This is a genomic window from Paraburkholderia phymatum STM815 (assembly GCF_000020045.1).
GTDB classification, from domain to species: domain Bacteria; phylum Pseudomonadota; class Gammaproteobacteria; order Burkholderiales; family Burkholderiaceae; genus Paraburkholderia; species Paraburkholderia phymatum.
This window is the reverse complement of sequence record NC_010625.1, coordinates 297,197-313,524: the sequence shown is the minus strand read 5'-3', so window position 1 is coordinate 313,524 and position 16,328 is coordinate 297,197. Positions and strand designations below refer to the sequence as shown.

General features: G+C 63.7%; 19 protein-coding genes. 3 read left to right on the top strand and 16 right to left on the bottom strand.

Annotated features, from left to right (window positions below; genetic code table 11):
- Nucleotides 1-249: 249 nt before the first annotated feature.
- Entirely contained in the window at nucleotides 250-1,368 is a 1,119-nt protein-coding gene (locus BPHY_RS29045) for an AraC family transcriptional regulator (RefSeq protein ID WP_012405031.1), read from the top strand.
- A 150-nt stretch (nucleotides 1,369-1,518) separates the two neighbouring features.
- Nucleotides 1,519-2,466, top strand: coding sequence for a histone deacetylase family protein (locus BPHY_RS29040; protein ID WP_012405030.1), 948 nt, complete (start codon nucleotides 1,519-1,521; stop codon nucleotides 2,464-2,466).
- Here BPHY_RS29040 and BPHY_RS29035 read toward each other — a convergent pair.
- From BPHY_RS29035 to BPHY_RS28970, 16 genes are all read right to left on the bottom strand, one after another.
- Nucleotides 2,463-3,002 carry a c-type cytochrome gene (locus tag BPHY_RS29035; protein WP_012405029.1) on the bottom strand — a complete coding sequence of 180 codons (540 nt, stop codon included), beginning with the start codon at nucleotides 3,000-3,002 and terminating at the stop codon, nucleotides 2,463-2,465. The genes BPHY_RS29040 and BPHY_RS29035 overlap by 4 nt on opposite strands.
- A gap of 89 nt (nucleotides 3,003-3,091) precedes the next feature.
- Nucleotides 3,092-3,250: a hypothetical protein gene (locus BPHY_RS42050; RefSeq protein ID WP_157686857.1), complete on the bottom strand. Its 159-nt coding sequence runs from the start codon at nucleotides 3,248-3,250 to the stop codon at nucleotides 3,092-3,094.
- Nucleotides 3,251-3,387: 137 nt separating this feature from the next.
- Nucleotides 3,388-3,573, bottom strand: a complete 186-nt coding sequence (locus tag BPHY_RS42045) for a hypothetical protein (protein WP_157686855.1) — start codon at nucleotides 3,571-3,573, stop codon at nucleotides 3,388-3,390.
- Nucleotides 3,570-4,253 carry a GntR family transcriptional regulator gene (locus BPHY_RS29030; protein WP_012405028.1) on the bottom strand — a complete coding sequence of 228 codons (684 nt, stop codon included), beginning with the start codon at nucleotides 4,251-4,253 and terminating at the stop codon, nucleotides 3,570-3,572. Before BPHY_RS29030 ends, BPHY_RS42045 begins: the two co-directional genes overlap by 4 nt.
- Nucleotides 4,254-4,346: 93 nt before the next feature.
- Complete coding sequence (locus BPHY_RS29025) at nucleotides 4,347-5,132, bottom strand: carboxymuconolactone decarboxylase family protein (protein WP_012405027.1); 786 nt, start codon at nucleotides 5,130-5,132, stop codon at nucleotides 4,347-4,349.
- A gap of 62 nt (nucleotides 5,133-5,194) precedes the next feature.
- Nucleotides 5,195-5,590 carry a cupin domain-containing protein gene (locus BPHY_RS29020; protein ID WP_012405026.1) on the bottom strand — a complete coding sequence of 132 codons (396 nt, stop codon included), beginning with the start codon at nucleotides 5,588-5,590 and terminating at the stop codon, nucleotides 5,195-5,197.
- Nucleotides 5,587-6,507 carry an NAD(P)-dependent oxidoreductase gene (locus tag BPHY_RS29015; RefSeq protein ID WP_012405025.1) on the bottom strand — a complete coding sequence of 307 codons (921 nt, stop codon included), beginning with the start codon at nucleotides 6,505-6,507 and terminating at the stop codon, nucleotides 5,587-5,589. Before BPHY_RS29015 ends, BPHY_RS29020 begins: the two co-directional genes overlap by 4 nt.
- Before the next feature lie 31 nt (nucleotides 6,508-6,538).
- A complete protein-coding gene (locus BPHY_RS29010) occupies nucleotides 6,539-7,888 on the bottom strand; it encodes an MFS transporter (RefSeq protein WP_012405024.1) in 1,350 nt (449 codons plus the stop codon).
- Nucleotides 7,889-7,965: 77 nt separating this feature from the next.
- Nucleotides 7,966-8,361: a carboxymuconolactone decarboxylase family protein gene (locus tag BPHY_RS29005; RefSeq protein WP_012405023.1), complete on the bottom strand. Its 396-nt coding sequence runs from the start codon at nucleotides 8,359-8,361 to the stop codon at nucleotides 7,966-7,968.
- Nucleotides 8,362-8,491: 130 nt separating this feature from the next.
- The gene (locus tag BPHY_RS29000; RefSeq protein WP_012405022.1) at nucleotides 8,492-9,922 is read right to left on the bottom strand and encodes an aldehyde dehydrogenase family protein; all 1,431 of its coding nucleotides are present in this window, start codon (nucleotides 9,920-9,922) and stop codon (nucleotides 8,492-8,494) included.
- Nucleotides 9,923-9,944: 22 nt separating this feature from the next.
- Nucleotides 9,945-10,832, bottom strand: coding sequence for an NAD(P)-dependent oxidoreductase (locus BPHY_RS28995; protein WP_012405021.1), 888 nt, complete (start codon nucleotides 10,830-10,832; stop codon nucleotides 9,945-9,947).
- 12 nt (nucleotides 10,833-10,844) lie between these two features.
- Nucleotides 10,845-11,171, bottom strand: a complete 327-nt coding sequence (locus BPHY_RS28990; RefSeq protein WP_012405020.1) for an NIPSNAP family protein — start codon at nucleotides 11,169-11,171, stop codon at nucleotides 10,845-10,847.
- A gap of 30 nt (nucleotides 11,172-11,201) precedes the next feature.
- The gene (locus BPHY_RS28985) at nucleotides 11,202-12,125 is read right to left on the bottom strand and encodes an NAD(P)-dependent oxidoreductase (RefSeq protein ID WP_012405019.1); all 924 of its coding nucleotides are present in this window, start codon (nucleotides 12,123-12,125) and stop codon (nucleotides 11,202-11,204) included.
- A 28-nt stretch (nucleotides 12,126-12,153) separates the two neighbouring features.
- Entirely contained in the window at nucleotides 12,154-13,539 is a 1,386-nt protein-coding gene (locus BPHY_RS28980) for an MmgE/PrpD family protein (RefSeq protein ID WP_012405018.1), read from the bottom strand.
- Nucleotides 13,529-14,314: an SDR family oxidoreductase gene (locus BPHY_RS28975; protein WP_012405017.1), complete on the bottom strand. Its 786-nt coding sequence runs from the start codon at nucleotides 14,312-14,314 to the stop codon at nucleotides 13,529-13,531. Before BPHY_RS28975 ends, BPHY_RS28980 begins: the two co-directional genes overlap by 11 nt.
- A gap of 12 nt (nucleotides 14,315-14,326) precedes the next feature.
- Nucleotides 14,327-15,127, bottom strand: a complete 801-nt coding sequence (locus BPHY_RS28970) for an N-acyl homoserine lactonase family protein (RefSeq protein ID WP_012405016.1) — start codon at nucleotides 15,125-15,127, stop codon at nucleotides 14,327-14,329.
- Between the two features lie 493 nt (nucleotides 15,128-15,620).
- On the opposite strand from BPHY_RS28970, the gene BPHY_RS28965 reads away from it, so the two are divergent.
- On the top strand, nucleotides 15,621-16,304 hold the full coding sequence (locus tag BPHY_RS28965) for an HAD family hydrolase (RefSeq protein ID WP_012405014.1): 684 nt from the start codon (nucleotides 15,621-15,623) through the stop codon (nucleotides 16,302-16,304).
- The last annotated feature ends 24 nt before the right edge of the window (nucleotides 16,305-16,328 follow it).

Genomic DNA, 16,328 nt, shown 5'->3' with positions numbered 1-16,328 from the left:
CACGGTGTCTCCTGATCTGGCTTTTGTGCAGTGGAAACTATCGCCCGCGGAGCGTGCGCTGCAAATGATCGGTGCGGCCGAATCGGTGATCGAAACGGACAATCCACGCCTGGCGGATGAAAGCGCGAGGCTTCGCTTTTGCACCTCATGCGGCGGTGCCGATCAGGGTGAACCCTATGGCAAGCGAATCCGATCGGGCGCAGAATTCCGGGCACGCAACCGGTATCGATTCGGACACAGGACCTCGACATGCAGCAACGCGCGCCCGCGGCGGCCACGCATCATCAGGGGGAACGCCCGGCGCACGCGGCGCCCGCCATCGCATGGCGCGAGAAGCGCTTCGCCCCGTCGAAGCTCGTCGCGCTGCTCGACGTGACATCGCAAGCCGGCCTCGATGCGAATGCCGTACTGGCGGGCACCGAACTCGGCGCCGACGCCGTCGCCAACCCGTTCACGCTCACGTCGTCGCTGCAATTCCTGACGGCCGCGCGCAACGCCGTGCGGATGTACGGCAAGCCCGACCTTGGCGTGCGTGTTGGGCGCAGCCTGCATGCATCGAGTTACGGCATGTACGGCTATGCGTTGCTGTGCTCGGAGACGATGACTCAAACGTTCGACACCGCCGTCAAATATCATCAGCTCGCCAACGGCATGCTCGATATCCGCTGGGCCGAGCACGACGACGCAGCAACATGGATCTTCCCGAAGCGCAACGAAGTACGCGTGCCCGACGTCGACGAGCCGCTGTACGACTTCCTGATCGATTTGCAGTTTGCCGTGCACGTGACGGTCATCAAGGACGTGATGGGCGCGTGGTGCGTGCCGGCGCGAGCCATGTTCACGCGGGCGCAGCCGCCGCATGCAGCGCTGCTTGCGGACGTGCTCGAATGTCCGCTCGTCTTCGAGCAGCCGCAGAACCTGCTGAGCTATCCCGCAGCGTGGCTGTCGCGCACGCCGCAACTGGCGAATCCCATCACGGCCGCGCAGGTCTCGACCCAATGCGCGCGGCTGCTCGAACAGTTTCGCTGGCAGGCGGGCATCACGCGGCGCGTGTATCAGGAACTCACCCGCACGCCGGGCAGATTCCCCGATATCGAACAGATCGCCGAAAGCCTGTGCATGACCTCGCGCACGTTGCGCCGCAAGCTCGAAGCGGAAGGCGCGTCGTATAGCGAGCTGCTGACGGGCGTGCGCAAGGCGCTCGCCGTCGACTATCTGAAGACGACCGCGCTCAGTGTCGACGACATTGCGCTGACGCTGGGTTTCAGCGACGCCGTGAGCTTCCGGCACGCGTTCAAGCGCTGGACGGGCAAGACGCCGAACGACGTGCGGCGGGATGGCGGCGCTTCCATAAACGAACGTCTATAGCGTGCCAAAGTTTGTTTGATTGTTCCGCGCGAAAGTCGCGACCTTACACTTGACGGATGAGCGGCAGCCGCCCGCATTGGGAAGCGCGTTCCCCACATCCGACAACATCAACGAAGGAGACGATGCCGTTCTATCGTGCATCGGCAGCCCATGCCGCCTACTCTCGTCTACACGCACGCCGCCTGCCTGAACCATCAGCCAGGGCCGCATCATCCCGAGTCGCCGAAGCGGCTCGACACCGTGCTGAAAACTTTGCGCTCGCCGGAATTCGCCGCGCTCGCATGGCGCGACGCGCCGATGGGCACCGTCGAACAGGTGCAGCTCATTCACCGCCAGGACTTCATCGACGAGGTTGCCGAGAGCGCGCCGTCGCACGGTTATATGCCTCTCGACGGCGGTGATACCGTGATGTCGCCGGGTTCGTGGGAAGCCGTGATGCGCTGCGTCGGTGCGGCGTGCGCGGGCGTCGATGCCGTGCTGGCCGGCGAAGCGCGCAATGTGTTCTGCGCGACGCGCCCATGCGGGCATCATGCCGAGCCGTCGAAGGCAATGGGTTTTTGCATCTTCAATCAGGCCGCCATCGCCGCGGCGTATGCATATGAAGTGCACAAACTCGAACGCGTGGCCGTAGTCGATTTCGACGTGCATCATGGCAACGGCACGCAGGCCGCATTCTACAACCGGCCCGAACTCTTCTACGCATCGAGCCATCAATCGCCGCTGTATCCCGGCACGGGCAAGGCAGCCGAAACGGGCGTGAGCCACAACGTCCTCAATGTGCCGCTGCCTCCTGGTTGTGATTCGCAACTGTTTCGATCGCGCATCGAACTCGACATGCTGCCCGCCTTGCGCGAATTCAACCCCGAACTCGTCATCATTTCAGCGGGCTTCGATGCGCATCGTCTCGATCCCCTCGCCGCGCTGCGTCTCGACGACGACGACTTCTACTGGATCACGCGCGAACTGGTGAAGATCGCCGACGACACATGCGGGGGCCGTATCGTGTCGATACTCGAAGGCGGATACAGCATGGAGGGGCTGTCGGGCGGCACGCGCGCGCATGTGCTTGCGTTGATGGGGCAACAGCCTCAACGTTAATGCAGGTTCGCGATGTAACTGGCCAGATTGCGAATGTCCTCGTCAGTCAGATTGCGCGCGACGCTGCCCATGTTGCCCGCATCGTTGGTGCGGATGCGGGAACGGAAATCCTGCAACTGCTTGACGATGTACTGATAGTGCTGCCCTGCCACGCGCGGAACCTCGTTCTGCCCGGAGAAGTTGTTCGGATGGCACTTCGCGCACAACTCCGTCGCCGACTTCCTGCTCCCCCCTTCGACAGCTACGCTATCCGCCTTGAAGTCGATGGGCGCGGGCTTTTGCGCGGCAAAATAGTCGGCAAGATCCTGCATGTCGTCCTTCGACAGCTTCGCCGCTATCGGCGACATGCGCGGATCCTTGCGTCGCCGTTCCCTGAAGTCCTTCAACTGGAGATATGTGTATCGCGCCGGCTGCCCCGCAAGCACGGGATATTGCCGATCCGTCGAATTGCCCATCGGACCATGACACGCGACGCAAGCCTGTGCTTTCGCCTTGCCCGCTTCCACGTCGGCGCGCGCCTCGGCGGACAGCCACATGATGCCGCCCGCGCACCAAAGGACCGCGCATGCACGAGCGACGCTTCGCGATATTCGCTGCGCGGCAATCGACGACGTCAGGCCGCAAGTCATGGCAGCCGCGCGAAGACCAGCACCATGTTGCCGCGCTCGAAATCCAGTTGCGCAGTGCCGAGCGCCGCGACATCGAAGTGCCATGTGGGTTTGCCCATGTCGAGATCGATCGCGGCGAGCGACTCCGTACAGACGTTGCGGCCGGACCGCGCCATGAAGATCGGGCGACGGCTTGCCGACCGCGAAGAACACGCAAGGCGTTTGCATGCCCGCTGCGCAAAGCGGGGAAAGCCGCTTCGCTCGCGCCCTGGAAGCTGGCTCAATGACCAAGCGTAGGTGAAGCGCTGGCGATTTACCAGGCGAACAGCATTGCATTCGCACGACGCGGCCGCGCAAATGAAGCCTGATTCACGTATGACGATTGAAGAAACTGCGCTGCTGCGTCGAGCGGCACAGTGCCGGATACGGGCGATGCTTCGAGCGGCAGCCGCACGCTATGCCGCATCGGATGCGCACGCAACGGAGCGGAACCGCTCAAGCCTGCTGCGCGTCCTCGCTCTCGCCGAGCATGCGCATCGCGGCCTTCTCAGCGTTGGCGACGTGTTGACGCGCCAGTTCCTGCGCCTCGTCGGCATTGCGCGCCTTGAGCGCCTTGTAGAGCTTGTCGATTTCGCGCAGGCTGCTCGGCAGCCGGTCAGGATGCATCAGCGATGTGGCGCGCAGCAGATTCACCCGCGAATACAGGCTATTCAGAATCTCTTTAACCAGCGCGTTGCCGCAATTGTCGAGCAGCACGTCGTAGAGCGCCGTCTTCGCCTTGAGGACCCCTGCCTGATCGTGGGCCGTTGCCTGCGCACGCAGTTCTTTCGCGGCCTCGCCGAACTGGGCGATGGCGTCGTCGCTCGCAAGCCTCGCGAATTCATGCGCCGCGAACCCTTCGAGCAGCCCGCGCAGCGCGTACAGCTCGCTCGCTTCCTGTTGCGACATCACCGCGACGATCGGGCCTTTATGCGGCACGCTGCGCACGAGCTTTTCCGCTTCGAGCTTGCGCAACGCTTCGCGCACGGAAGTGCGGCTCACGCCGAGCGTTTCGCACAGCTCGCGCTCGATCAGCCGCGCGCCCGGCGCGAAGCGCCCGCTCATGATGGCCTGGCGCAGCACGTTTTCGACCTGATGACGCAGCGTCTCAGGCCGGACCAACCCGATATCAGTCGACATGATTGTCTTCCCGTCCGACAAAGTTCCAGTCGCTATGATACTTCACCGCCGGCCGTTTTCCGTCCTCCGATACGCATAATTCACGCTTGACCGTTAGGCATCGGCAGCCGCGTACCGCTTCGCGAGGGCCGCTTCCAGCAACGGCGCGCCGAGTTCGGCGCCATGAATGCCCGTCGTGCTGACGATCTCCAGCAGTTCCATCAGTTCGTCCGCCGTCGCGCCGTAACGCAGTGCGTTGCGCATGTGCAGCTTGAGGCCAGTCACGTACAGGTGTGTGGACGATGCGTCGAACGCGCAGTACATGAACTCCTTGATCTTCGGACTCAACACGCCCGTGCGCCACGGCACCGATGAAAATTCGACATACGCTTCGAACAGATCGGGATCGAGCTCGAGCAGCCCTTCCCATGTCGGATGCCAGTAGCCGCGATTCTTTTCGAACGCTTCCTTGAGCACGCGGCGGCGTTCGTCGAGCGGCGCGGGCCCGGCGCGCAACCCTTCTTCTTCGAGCACTTCGAGCAGCACGGGCACGCCGACGTTGCTGGTGTGAATGCCGATCGTGCTGATCAGTTCGAGCACTTCCATCAGTTCCTCGCGCGTCGCGCCAAACACGAGGGCGCGCTCCAGATGATGCGCGACGCCGGGGCCATACAGCTGCGTCGCGCACGCATCGGCCGCGAGCGCGATGAACGCGCGTGTCTTGTCGTCGAGATGATTCCTGCGCTGAGGCACCGCAGAGAACTGCACATACGCGTCGACGAAACCCGCGTCGAGTCGCAGCATGCTGTCCCACGCGGCATTCCAGACGCCGTGCACGCGCATGAAATCGTCCTTGATCTGCTGCGGCTCGCGTTGCGCACGCGCCGGTTCCTGCTTCATTCGCTCACTCCCGTTGACGATCATGTATGCCCCCATGCAACACGCCGCGGCGCGTGCGGAACTCAGCGCGCAACCAGTCCCTTCGGATAATCGGCTTCGGCGACTTCCTCTTGCCACGTTGCCTTGCCGATCGACGTCGCGATGTGCACCATGTAGCTTCCGTCGCTCGCGCCATGCCAGTGCCGCTCGTTCGGCCCGATGAAGACGATGTCGCCCTGGCGGATTTCCTGCGGCGCTTCGCCTTCCTTGCAGATCCAGCCCTTGCCGGCCGTCACCTGCAGCACCTGGCCTTGCTCGTGCGTATGCCAGTACGTGCGGCCGCGCGGCGCGAAGAACACCGTGTTGATGGTCACGCCATCCGTCGGTGGCATCACCGGGTCGGCCCACACCGTGCCCGAAAACGTCTCGCCGCGCTGCTCCGACATCTTGCCTTCCGCCCTGCCGTGAAATACCTTCATGCCTGCTTCTCCTCTTTGCAAATTTTCCCGTCGAACAGCCGCACGCCGCCGGATACATCGCCGATCGCGTCGACGACACGATTGCTGATCACGTCGCCATAGCCCAGCGCCGTGCCGAGTCCGAAGCTCGCGAGCGGCCCCGCCGCATTCAGCGACACCACGCCGAGTTCACGCGCGCGATCCACATACAGCACGACGTCCTTCGTCATCAGCTTGCCCGTCAAACCGCCTTCCAGATAATCGCCGTCGACGATCTTCGGAAAACGGTTCAGCGTCGCGAAGTTCACGCCGCTGCTGCTGTTGAGCACGTCGAGCAGCAGATGCAGATCGAGTCCCGCCTTCTTGCCCGCCACCATCACTTCCGCGCTCGCCGAGAGGCTCACGGCATTGAGGAAGTTGTTCAGCAGCTTGGTGGTGTGCCCCGCGCCGCTCTCGCCCATATGCGCGACCTTCGAACTGATCGGCGCAAACGCCCATTTGAGCGCGTCGACGGCACTCGCGTCCCCGCCGACCATCAGCGTCAACGCTCCCTTCTCCGCCGCCGCCGCGCCGCCCGAAATACCCGCGTCGACATACTGCACGCCGCTTTGCGTGAAGCGCCGCGCGAGCCGTATGGTGGAACTCGCGGCGGCCGTGCTCAGATCGACGACGATCTGACGGGCGCGGCAATGCGCGAGCACGCCGCCGTCGCCTTCGACCACGGCCTCGACGACCTTGCTGTCCGGCAGCGACATCATCACGACGTCGGCGAACTTCATCACGTCCGCGATCGACGATGCAGCCTGCGCGCCCGCTGCCTTCACGCGCTCGGGCGCCGTGTCGTAGCCGAGCACCGAGATGCCAGCATCGACGAGACGCCGCGTCATGCGGCCGCCCATGTTACCGAGCCCGATGAATCCGATCCTTTCCTTGTTCATGTCCGCCATTCCCTTGCAGTCAGGTGATTCGTCAGAAATCGACGTCCTTCGTTTCCGGTCCCATCAGCGCGCCGATCGCGCCGATCAGTCCGCCGATGCACAGCAGCACCACCGACGTCATGCGCAACGGCATGAACGCGCTCAGCCAGTCCATATAGAACGCGTAAAAGGACGGGATGATTACCGACAGACTGAAACCGACGCCGAAGCCGGTTGCGCGCACGTCGGTGACGAAGCGCTCGTTGATGTACGTGACGATCACGCCCCACGGCGACGTCACCAGTACGGCCAGCACGCAGACGATCGCGATGATCGCGGGCAGCGACAGCCCGTCGACGTTCGCAAGCACATACAGCAGACCGGCGCCGACCGTTGCAATCAGCGGGCCGACGATAGCGAAGAAGCGCCGCCGGCCGATAGCCTGCGCGATCAGGCCCGAGCCGATATAGCTGAAGAACAGCACGAAGTACGTGATCATCAGCGTGGACGTCATCTGGAAGCCCGTCAGATGCAGCGTCTTCACGAGCAGGCCCGTCGGCAGGAAGATGGTGATGATGTTCTGCGTGAGCCAGAAGCCCGTCATCATGACCAGCACCTGCAACAGGTTGCGCCCGCTTTTGCCTCGCAGCAGATCCGTCAGGGGCAGCTTGTCAGGCTGATTGCCCTTGTCGGCCGCCTCGCTCTTCCAGATCTCCGATTCGGCGACCTTGTGCACGTAGTACATCGCCAGAATGCCCGCGAGCACCGCACCGAGCACGAACGGAATGCGCCAGCCCCACTGCGCGTACGGCGAGTTCATGCCGCTCAGCGGAAAAAGCGCGAACATCAGCATCGCGACGAGATTGATCGACACGTACGCAGCCGGAAAGCCCGCGATAATGAACCCGCCGACGAAGCCGCGCTGTTCCTTCTTCGAGTACTCGATTGCAAGCGGCATCGCCCCTGTGTAGCCGCCGCCGAGAAAAATCCCGTCGACGAATCGCAGCAGCACGAGCAGCCAGTACGACATGATGCCGATGCTCTCGTAGCCGGGCAGCAGCGCGATCAGCAGCGTGACGACGCCGAAGCCCGACACCGACCAGATCGACGCTTTGCGGCGCCCGATGCGATCCGCGACCATGCCGAACAGCAGCGCGCCGATGGGCCGCCCGAGCAGCGTCGTGATGAACACCAGCGACGCGAGAATCGTCTCCATACCGCTCGACAGATGCGGCGGCTGGAAAAACGCAAGCACCGGCGACAGCACGACGACGGGCAGATAGATATCGAACATGTCGATGTATTCGGAAAAGAATGCGCCTTTGATCGCATTGCGTCTTTTCGTTTCGATCGACTGTTCGCCTTCGGACTGTACGATGTCGGTCGCAGTGAGGGTTTTCATCGTTGTCTCCATTCGTTGTGGGGCAGTGCATGCCGCATGCGCGCTGCCTTTCAGGGTGTCGTGGCGTCACCGCATCGTCAGGCTGCCGAGGTCTCCGCTTCGTACGCCTTGATCGCCTCCGACGCGACGCGGAACGCCGCGAGCGCGAGCGGCACGCCGCAATAGATCGCTGCCTGCATCAGCACCGCGCGGATCTCCTCTTGAGTCACGCCATTGCGCAGGGCGCCCTTCACATGCACCGCGAGTTCGTGATGCTGGCTCATCGCCGTGAGCATGCCGAGGTTCAGCATGCTGCGCGTCTTGAACGACAGCGTCCTGTCGCCCCAGATGTCGCCCCAGCAGCATTCCGTCACATACTTCTGCATCGGACGGTTGAAGTCGTCGGCATTCGCCCACGATTTCTCGACATGCCCGGCACCCAGCACTTCCTTGCGGTTTTCAAAGCCCTTGTCAAAACGCTCGCTGCTATCCATCTCGAAGTCCTCCCTCTATTGCTCAAGCCGTTTCAGTTTCGTGCACCGCGCGTCGATATCTGCCTGACGCGATGATTGTCCGACAATCCAAACACGCAAAATTTTTTGACAACGTCACGCCCGGCGCCCGTCAGGACGCGCCGTAGCCCACGATCGCCTTGGTCTCCAGGTATTCGCGCAAGCCTGCTTCACCCCATTCGCGGCCATTGCCGGAACGCTTATAGCCGCCGAACGGCGCGTGAAAGTCTGCAGGCGGATAGTTCAGATGCACGCCGCCTGCGCGCAACGCGCGGCCCACCTTGCGCGCGCGCGTCAGATCGGCCGATTGCACGTAAGCAGCCAGACCGTAGTCGGTGCCGTTGGCGATTTCGATGGCCTCCTCTTCGCTCTCGTAGGGCATCATCGACAGCACCGGCCCGAAGATTTCTTCGCGCGCGATCGTCATGTCGGGCGTGACGTCGGCGAAGATCGTCGGCTTCGCGTAGTAGCCCTTGTCGATGCCGGCCGGCAAGCCCGTGCCGCCCGCCACCAGCCGTGCGCCTTCGTCGATGCCGCGCTGGATTAGCGCTTGCACGCGTTCGAACTGAGCGCGGTTGACGAGTGGACCAAGCTGCGTCGACGGATCGTCCGTCGGTCCCACGCGATAGGTCTGCGCCGCGCGTTTTGCGATCTGTGCGGCGTCGTTCATCAAATGACGCGGCACCAGCATGCGCGTCGGAATCGAGCACGACTGGCCCGAGTTCGTGAAGCATGCGGCCACGCCGCGCTTCACGGCCTCTTCCAGATCGACGTCGTCGAGCAGAATGTTCGCCGACTTGCCGCCCAGTTCCTGCGCCACGCGCTTGACGGTGGGCGCGGCTGCCTGCGCGACCAGCACGCCCGCGCGCGTCGACCCGGTGAACGACACCATGTCGATATCCGGATGGCTCGCGATCGCTTCGCCGACATCCGGACCGTCGCCGTTCACGAGATTGAACACGCCCGCGGGCAACTGCGCCTCGTCGAGCACCTCGGCGAACAGCAGGGCGCTCAGCGGCGAATACTCGCTGGGCTTCAGCACCATCGTGCAGCCTGCCGCGAGTGCGGGCGCGATCTTCACGACGATCTGATTGACGGGCCAGTTCCACGGCGTGATCAACCCGCACACGCCGATCGCTTCGAGCACGACGCGCGTGCTGCCGCGCTGTTCCTCGAACGCAAAGCGTTCTAGCACGTCGATCAGCGTGTTCAGATGCGCAGGGCCGCGCGCCGCCTGGCCGTTGCGCGCGAACGTGATGGGCGCGCCCATCTCGCGGCGCATCGCTTCGGCGAATTCGTCGGTGCGGCGCTCGTAAATCTGCAGCACGCGGCGCAGCAACGCGACGCGCTCCGCAACGCTCGTCGCAGACCACGCGGGAAATGCGCGGCGCGCAGCGGCGACAGCACGGTTCACGTCGTCCGCGTTGCCGACAGCGAGCGTCTCGAACGGCCCTTCCGTCGACGGATCGACGAGATCGAACCAGCGCGCGGACGCGGGTTCGACCCAGCATCCGTCGATATAAAACTGCGCTGCATGTGACATGGCAGGCTCCTGTGCAGAACGGTCAGCGCGCATCGCGATCGAGCAGGCGATACATTTCGGTGTGGTCGGTGGCGGGCGTCGAATGCTGCGCCGCTTCGTCCCACATCGCCGCGCAGGTCTCGCCGAGCACCATTGGATACCCGACAGCCTGAGCGAGCGCACGCGCAATCTTCAGATCCTTGTTCATCAGTTGCAACGCAAAGCCGGACGCGAACGTGCCGCTCAACATGAACTGCTTCACCTTGTTTTCCGACGTATTGCTGCGGCCCGACGACGCGTTCAGCACGTCCGTCATCACGTCCGGCTCGATTCCGAAGCGTTGCGCGACGTGCAGCGCCTCGACGGTCGCCGCGAGGCCCGCCGCCGACACGTAGTTGTTGAGCGCCTTCGCCGCATGACCCGCCCCCGCGCCGCCGATGTGCAGAATGCTCCTGCCCATAGCGGCAAGCACGGGTTTGCACTGCTCAAGCACGTCCGCATGGCCGCCGACGAGAATCGCAAGCGTGCCTTCCTTCGCCTTCTTGACGCCGCCCGACACGGGCGCATCCAGATACGCGAGACCACGCTCTTCGAGCACCGCGCCGAGCTTGCGCGAGCGCTCCGGTTCGGACGAACTCATGTCGATGACGACCGCACCCTGCGCGAGCAGGCTCGCCCAACCGTCGGCGCCGCCGCCGAGCAGCACGCTTTCGACAATCGTCGAGTTCGGCAGCATCGTGATCAATGCGTCGAGCGACGCGGCGTTGTCCCGTTTCAGACGCCGCGCGCCCGTCTGCGCGGCGAGCGCGTCCGCGCGCGCCGCATCCGCGTCGTCGACGTAAAGCTCGAAGCCCGCGTCGACGAGGCATTGCACCATCGGCGCGCCCATCATGCCGAGTCCGATGAAACCGATGCGCTTGCGTTGTGTCATGACTTGCATCCTTTAGCGCAGCTTGGAGAACGACGTCGGCGTCAGGATGTGGCTCTCGATACGCTCGACAATCGGCCGCTCCGCTTCCGATGCCGCGCGTTTGGCGATCCACTCGGCGTCGGCCTGGAACGCGTTCCACTTTTCCTCGCGCTCGGCCAGGCTTTCCCATTCGATCATGTACGTCAGCGCGTGGTTGCTTGCGCCGATCAACGTGGTCCAGAAGCCGATCTGCCGGATGCCGTACTTCTCGAAGAAGCCGAGCGTCGTGGACGTGAAGCGGTCGAGCAAGGCCGGCAGGCGTGTCGGCGCGCAGTGATAGATACGCATTTCAACGATCATGTGATTCTCCGTAGTGATGCTGTGTGTGATTCAGTCTTCGAGCCCTTCGACGGACGACCATCGTTCGACGTATTTGACGAGCTCCGTCATGTCACGCGCGGCGCCGTCCTGCATCGCCGCGTAGTTCCACATCTGGCGCGCGACGCTGCCCACCCACATCGGCACGCCGAGCGCCTGGCATTCGTCGACGGCCAGTCCTATGTCCTTGCAGACGCTGCCGACTGGAAAGCCGAAATCGAAGCTGCCGGGCAACACGTGCTTCGGAAACTTGTCGAGCGTCGCGCCGTTCTTGCCGCTGCCTGCGTTGATCACCGACATCATTACTTCCGGGTCCAGCCCGCCGCGCACACCGGCGACGAACGCCTCGGAGGTGATCGCGAACGCCGTCGAGGACAGCATGTTGTTGAGCAGCTTGAGCAACTGGCCTTGACCGGCCTTGTCGCCGACCACGAACGCCTTGCCGAGCACGTCGAACAGGCCGCGCACTTCTTCGAGCGCGACAGGGCTACCCGCCGCCATGATCGCGAGCGTGCCCTTCTTCGCGCCCGCGGCGCCACCGCTCACGGGCGCATCGACGGTTTCGACGCCCTTTGCAAGCAGGCCTTGCGCGACTTCCTTTTCGACGCGCGAGCCGACCGTCGACAAATCGACGAGCACCTTGATCGCGCTGCCTTCGATCAACCCGCCGTCGCCGAGCGCGACCTGCCGGAAGATCGCGGGCGTGGGCAGGCTTGTGAACACGATGCGCGCGCTGTCGGCTATCTCGCGCACGGACGCGGCCGCCTGTGCGCCGATCGCCTTGAGTTCCGCGACGGCCGCTTCGTCGCGATCGAACACGACCAGCGCGTGACCGGCTTCGATCAGACGCCGCGCCATTGGCCGGCCCATCGTGCCGACGCCGACGAAACCGAGCAGCGGACCGCGCTGCTGACTTGATGCCTGACTACTCGACATAACAATCCTCGTAAATGAAAGACCCGTGTTAGCTCGTTGTGCGAGCACGCGCGAGACGCATCACAGCCGCCGCATCGTGCTCCGTTTCGAAGTTCCATAACCTCTCGATCAGCGCGTGCGTATCGACGCCCGAGCGTCCGTACGCTGCAAGCTGATGCAACTTGTCCGCCAGCTCGCCATTGGCTAGCGGCGCAGCGAGACTGCCGCGAGCCGCATGCACGCGATGTGCGATCCGTTCGCCCGAACGCAGCACGATCGTCACTTGCGCGGATTCGACGGGCCACGACAGGTCGTCGATGAAACGCAGCCGGCGCGCGAGCATGCGCAGCGACGGATCGGCGACGGCGGCATCGCTGAACTCGTCGAGGCCCGCCTTGCCGCGCGCCAGCACGACGGCGACCGCGTGCTGCGCACTCACCTGCGATTCGCGGCCCGTGCGCACGCCGGGGCGGTCGGTACGCTCGCGCAACAGCGGATGTCCCTTCAGTTCGATCTGTTCGATATCGTTGAGCGACCAGCGTGCGCCGCGGCGCACATCGAGGCACGCGTCGATCACCGGGTTCAGCACGACGCCGCACGGATACGGCTTGTACGTGTTCTTCAGCAGCTCCCACTCGCGCCCCAGCCCTTCCGTCAGCGCGTTCCACTTCGGATGCGAAGCGCTCACACGCAAAAAGCCACGATCGCCTTCGAGCGGCGCGTCGGGTCCCGAGAAGCCGTCTTCGGCCAGGAGCGCAGCGAGCAGTCCGTTGCGCGCCGCGTTGCCGACGCTGATGCTCTTCGACATCGTGCCGAGCGTCTCGACGAGTCCGCCCGTTTGAACCGATGCATTGCCGAGCGCCCACACGATCGCGTCTTCATCGAGTCCGCGCGCCTTCGCGACAGCGGCAGCCGCCCCGAATACGCCGCACGTCGACGTGATGTGCCAGCCGCGCTGATAGTGTTCCGGCGACACAGCATTGCCGATACGGCATGCCACGTCGACGCCCAGCACGAACGCGAGCAGCAGTGCTTTGCCGCTCATCGGATGCGACTCGGCGAGCGCAAACAGCGCGGCGGCAATGGCTGCCGTCGGATGGATGATGGTCGGGATATGCGTGTCGTCGAAGTCGTAGACGTTCGCGCTCATCGCATTGAGTGCAGCGGCATTGAGCATGTCCGTGCGTTCGCTGCGGCCGGCGAGCGTTGTGCTTTCGTCGGCGCGAAAGCGGCCATAGACGGCCACGGCTCTGTCGAGCGTCGAATCGTGCGCGCCTGCCAGCGCGACCGCGAAGTAATTGACGAGCGAGCGCTTCGCTTCGTTGCGCACGGCAACGGGCACATCGCGCCACTGTGTATGAGCGACGAAGCGTGCGAGCGTGCGCGTCAATGCGCCGCCATGCAATGCCTTTGCATCGACGGGTTCAGCCTGCAAGCCAGCCTCCTTCGATCGGCATCATTGCACCCGTGATCTGGCTCGCCGATGGCCCGCACAGAAACACGACCAACTCGCCGACATGCGCGGCATCGACCAGTTCGCCCGTCGGCTGCTTGCCCTTGAGAAATTCACGCACCGCATCGCTGCGTTGGAGGCCGCGCTCGCGCATCACCGCATCAATGCGGCTATCGATGTTCGGCGTCAGCACCGAGCCCGGACAGATTGCATTGCACGTGATGCCCTGATTCAGCGTTTCGATGGCAACCGAGCGCGTGAGGCCGAGCAGCGCCGTCTTCGTCGTCACATAGTCCACGCGATTCGCGATGGCGCGGGCGCCGTACACCGAAGTCATGTTGAAGATGCGTCCCCAGCCGCGCTCGCGCATCCCGGGCAAAGTCAGTTGAATCGCGCGAAACGCGGCCGTCAGATTCACGGCAAGCGCGTTGTTCCAGTGTTCGAGCGGAAACGATTCGAGACCCGCGAAGTGGCGCACCACCGCATTGTTGATGAGCACGTCGAGCGTCTTCATCCTTGCCTGCGCGTTGTCGATCAGTGCATCGACACCAGCTGCACTCGCGAGATCCGACTGCACGTATGCGACATTCACATCGAACGATGCAGCCAGCTCATCTGTCGTGCGCGCCATCTGCTGCGGCGTTTCGAGGCCGTGCAGCACGATGTCGCAACCGGCCCCCGCAAGCGCACGCGCCATCGCAAGCCCCAGGCCGTTCGACGATCCCGTCACAAGTGCGCCTTTGCCTTTCAGTGTCATGTGTCGCCTCGGCTAGCGTGCTTCGGCGTCGAGCCGCACGACCCAGCCTTCCGTCGCGCGGTCGTGTGACGGATAGCGTGTCAGCACAGCAGGATCGTGGCCGGGAATCACGTGGTTCGGCGAGCTCGCGAGCCGATGTGCCGCCTCATAGCCTTCCAGCATGTCGCCAACGTTGTAGACCACAGGGAACGGCCGGTGCTCCTGCATGTTCGCGTAGAAATGCGACGCATCCGACGCGAGCACGACCCAGCCGCGCTGCGTATGCACGCGCACCACCTGAAGACCATTTGTATGCCCGCCGACCCAATGCACGCTGAGGCCCGGCGTGATCTGCGATGCGCCGTCATGAAACTGCACGCGTCCTTCGAACAGGCGCCCGACCATCGATTTCACATCCTCCGGCTCGAACGGATGGCTCAGCGCGTGATGACACATGCAGCGGCCCGTGCAATACGCCATCTCGCGATCTTGCAGGTGATAGCGCGCACGCGGAAACAGCGCGTGATTGCCCGCATGATCGTAGTGCATGTGCGTGATAATCACGTCTTCGACATCATCGGCGCGAATGCCGATCTGGTTGAGACCACGCGCCACCGTATTCGTGATCGTGCGGCCGCGCTTGTCGGCCATCGTCTGATCGAAGCCCGTGTCGACGATGAACGTGCGCGATTCGCCCACCACGGCCCACACGAAGTAATCGAGCGGCATTGGCACGTCATGCGAATCGCCGCCGATGAAGTTGTCGCGAGAACGGCGCTCGAAATGTGCGTACTTGACTGCGTAAATTCGATACTGCTCTATGGGCGATGACATGTCTCGAGTGTCCTTGTTTGAGTGGTTCGTGTAACGCCTCCAGGGCGATGCGTCGTGCGCGGCCGATTGTTTCGTCGCTTATTTGAGCGCCGCCGCCGCGCGTCGTGTCCAGACGCGCTCCGATGCTCGCATCCATCTGCATGATGTCTCCGTCATATTGGCGTGCCGCTTCGGCGCCTTCATTGCGTTGACGAACGCGAGGCGTCGTCTCATGAGCGGATTATATTCCTGTCATACAATCCGTCAAGAAGACGATTTTCAGGAATCCGGTCGTCGCGGGCCGCCAAGTGCCCGTGCAGGCCGAAATGGGTTCGTCGCCGTTCATCGGCAATGCGGGCGCCAATCCGCAGGTCGTGACGCGAGTCGGCCTGCGCCACCGCTGCTGAGGGTTAGACGTGGCTGCCGCGCGCACTCGCTTCTTGTAGCCATTTTTCAGCAGACGGCGTCGAGTCGCGATAACCTAACGGGTTTGACCGACTCACAAAGGATCGCGATGTCTGCTTTTGCCTTCGACGCCGTACTGTTCGACTGCGACGGCGTGCTCGTCGACTCGGAAACGATCACCAATACCGTGCTGGCAGACATGCTCGGCGAACTGGGCTGGCAGTTAAGCGTCGACGAAGCGATGTCGATCTTCGTCGGCAAGACGGTGATGGACGAGGCGCCGCTGATCGAGGCGAAAACGGGCGTGACGATCACGCGTGCATGGCTTGCATCGTTTCGCGAGCGCCGCAATGCCGCGCTCGAACGCGAGGTGACGGCGATCGACGGCATCGTCGCGTCCGTGGCGGACCTGTACGCGCGGGTGGACGGACGCATCGCCGTCGCGTCCGGCGCGGATCGTCTCAAGATTCGGCTGCAACTGGCGAAGATCGGCGTGCTTGAATTTTTCGACGGCCATATCTACAGCGGCCATGAAACGGCCCGCAACAAACCTTATCCGGATGTCTATCTCGCGGCGGCCGCGGGGCTCGGCGTCGATCCCGCGCGCTGCGCAGTGGTCGAGGACACCGTGACGGGCGCCACGGCAGGCCGCGCTGCAGGCGCGACCGTGTTCGGCTACAGTCCCAGCGAAAAAGGCCACAGCTCGAAGGCAGCATTGCGGACCGTAGGGGTCGCCGAGGTGTTCGAGCAGATGGCGCACTTACCCGCGCTGCTGGCGGGGTGGCAACGCTGAGTGACTGAACGCTGCCGCATGCCG

Coding starts and splice junctions, on each gene's coding strand:
- BPHY_RS29045 (WP_012405031.1), top strand. CDS start 250: ATGCAGCAACGCGCGCCCGCGGCGGCCACGCATCATCAGGGGGAACGC.
- BPHY_RS29040 (WP_012405030.1), top strand. CDS start 1,519: ATGCCGCCTACTCTCGTCTACACGCACGCCGCCTGCCTGAACCATCAG.
- BPHY_RS29035 (WP_012405029.1), bottom strand. CDS start 3,002: ATGTGGCTGTCCGCCGAGGCGCGCGCCGACGTGGAAGCGGGCAAGGCG.
- BPHY_RS42050 (WP_157686857.1), bottom strand. CDS start 3,250: ATGGCGCGGTCCGGCCGCAACGTCTGTACGGAGTCGCTCGCCGCGATC.
- BPHY_RS29030 (WP_012405028.1), bottom strand. CDS start 4,253: ATGTCGACTGATATCGGGTTGGTCCGGCCTGAGACGCTGCGTCATCAG.
- BPHY_RS29025 (WP_012405027.1), bottom strand. CDS start 5,132: ATGAAGCAGGAACCGGCGCGTGCGCAACGCGAGCCGCAGCAGATCAAG.
- BPHY_RS29020 (WP_012405026.1), bottom strand. CDS start 5,590: ATGAAGGTATTTCACGGCAGGGCGGAAGGCAAGATGTCGGAGCAGCGC.
- BPHY_RS29015 (WP_012405025.1), bottom strand. CDS start 6,507: ATGAACAAGGAAAGGATCGGATTCATCGGGCTCGGTAACATGGGCGGC.
- BPHY_RS29010 (WP_012405024.1), bottom strand. CDS start 7,888: ATGAAAACCCTCACTGCGACCGACATCGTACAGTCCGAAGGCGAACAG.
- BPHY_RS29005 (WP_012405023.1), bottom strand. CDS start 8,361: ATGGATAGCAGCGAGCGTTTTGACAAGGGCTTTGAAAACCGCAAGGAA.
- BPHY_RS29000 (WP_012405022.1), bottom strand. CDS start 9,922: ATGTCACATGCAGCGCAGTTTTATATCGACGGATGCTGGGTCGAACCC.
- BPHY_RS28995 (WP_012405021.1), bottom strand. CDS start 10,832: ATGACACAACGCAAGCGCATCGGTTTCATCGGACTCGGCATGATGGGC.
- BPHY_RS28990 (WP_012405020.1), bottom strand. CDS start 11,171: ATGATCGTTGAAATGCGTATCTATCACTGCGCGCCGACACGCCTGCCG.
- BPHY_RS28985 (WP_012405019.1), bottom strand. CDS start 12,125: ATGTCGAGTAGTCAGGCATCAAGTCAGCAGCGCGGTCCGCTGCTCGGT.
- BPHY_RS28975 (WP_012405017.1), bottom strand. CDS start 14,314: ATGACACTGAAAGGCAAAGGCGCACTTGTGACGGGATCGTCGAACGGC.
- BPHY_RS28970 (WP_012405016.1), bottom strand. CDS start 15,127: ATGTCATCGCCCATAGAGCAGTATCGAATTTACGCAGTCAAGTACGCA.
- BPHY_RS28965 (WP_012405014.1), top strand. CDS start 15,621: ATGTCTGCTTTTGCCTTCGACGCCGTACTGTTCGACTGCGACGGCGTG.